Annotated in this window: 2 protein-coding genes; both read right to left on the bottom strand. The window is 33.5% G+C overall.

Annotated elements, in window-relative coordinates:
- Positions 1–59 precede the first annotated feature (59 nt).
- Positions 60–617, bottom strand: coding sequence for a D-glycero-alpha-D-manno-heptose-1,7-bisphosphate 7-phosphatase (locus tag CYL18_RS18930; protein ID WP_104851017.1), 558 nt, complete (start codon positions 615–617; stop codon positions 60–62).
- 146 nt (positions 618–763) lie between these two features.
- The gene (locus CYL18_RS18925; RefSeq protein ID WP_104851016.1) at positions 764–1,399 is read right to left on the bottom strand and encodes a Type 1 glutamine amidotransferase-like domain-containing protein; all 636 of its coding nucleotides are present in this window, start codon (positions 1,397–1,399) and stop codon (positions 764–766) included.
- Positions 1,400–1,467 lie beyond the last annotated feature (68 nt).

Genomic DNA, 1,467 nt, shown 5'->3' with positions numbered 1-1,467 from the left:
CAAAAAGGCATTAATCCTTCTTGGATCAATGCAGCATTAGTTAAAAAAGACATTACTAGTTAAGTTTTTTGTAAATCAGAAACAATCCAATCAACTACATCTACTAAGTCTTTTGCTAAGTAATCAGGTTCAATCCCTATCCAATTGTGACGATACGTTGTAAGTGAACCTACGCCCCAACCTGTTTTGACTAACACTTTTTTTGTTCCTGCTTTGCTAGCAGCTACCATATCAGTATTACCTGTATCCCCAACAACATAACATTCTTTAAGAATTAAAAGATGCTTTTCTTGAGCTTCCAGTAAAAGGCCAATATTGGGCTTTTGGCAATTGCATCCGTCATCAGGTTTATGAGGACAATAGAAAATGTCATCAAAAAATGCAGAGTGTTTCTCCAACTCTTCTTCCATCATTTTAAATCCTCTTAGCAGTTCTGTTTCTGTAAAGTATCCTCTGCCAACTCTCGTTTGATTAGTAAATAGAAATACTTTTATGCCCAATTCATTAAGTTTCTTTATAGCTTTAGGAGCATATTCATACAAAGTAAACTCAAATGGGTATATGCCACCGCCCTTACCACCAATTGTTCCATCACGGTCTAGGAATACAGCTTTGATTCTAACACCTCCTAATTATAAGTTCCTATCCATCTCTTTTTATCTCCTTTATACTTCAACTAACTTTCCCCTTTACTTCCATAAGAAATTCAACACAAAAAGGCATTAATCCTTCTTCAATCAATGCTCCGACTAAATATCCCTTTCTAATCTTCAGTAACAATTTGTTTTTTTCTCTTTCTAAAAAGGGTTACATTGTGAATAGGTTTAACTACATTATCTTCCCAAAATATTGCACTACCATTTGGTATAGCGTATATATCTCTAGTAGCAGATAAAGACAACAATTCTTTATCATTGTTTCCGTTATAGTGAACTTCTACGCTGAAATCTACTAAGCCTAAACCTTCTATCACCTGTGTTTCTAGATAATATTGATCCTTTGTAATAATGCAGTCTTCACTAAAAACTAACGCACCAGCACTAACACCAACAATTAATCCCGAAAACTCTTTGATTTCTTGTATCAATTCTTTTTCTGCTAATATTCGCATTAACTTTTCTGGTCTACCACCAGTAAAATATAAAATGCTGTGTAGTTTAATTTCCTTTTGCATCTCTTGATTTGTTAGCTGATAGTCGAGAAGTTTGATGTGCTCCATCCCTATATCCTTAAAGGATTTTTTCAAAGAGGTAAACCATTTATCGACTTTTGAGTTCTCAGTGGCAAAAGGAATTATTAAGATGTTATTACCTATTTCAATTGAATTTGATAAATAATACATCACATCATCGAGTTCCTTATTTAATGGATTTCCTCCCCCGATAAAACAGAGTCTCATTAATTTTCTCCTCGTAAAATTTTTATATATTGCACCTTATTATTGTTAAAATAGGCTGTTATCTCTTC

Source organism: Pradoshia eiseniae (assembly GCF_002946355.1).
GTDB classification, from domain to species: Bacteria; Bacillota; Bacilli; order Bacillales; family Pradoshiaceae; genus Pradoshia; species Pradoshia eiseniae.
The sequence above is the reverse complement of the archived record's forward strand: the minus strand, read 5'-3'. Positions and strand labels throughout refer to the sequence as shown.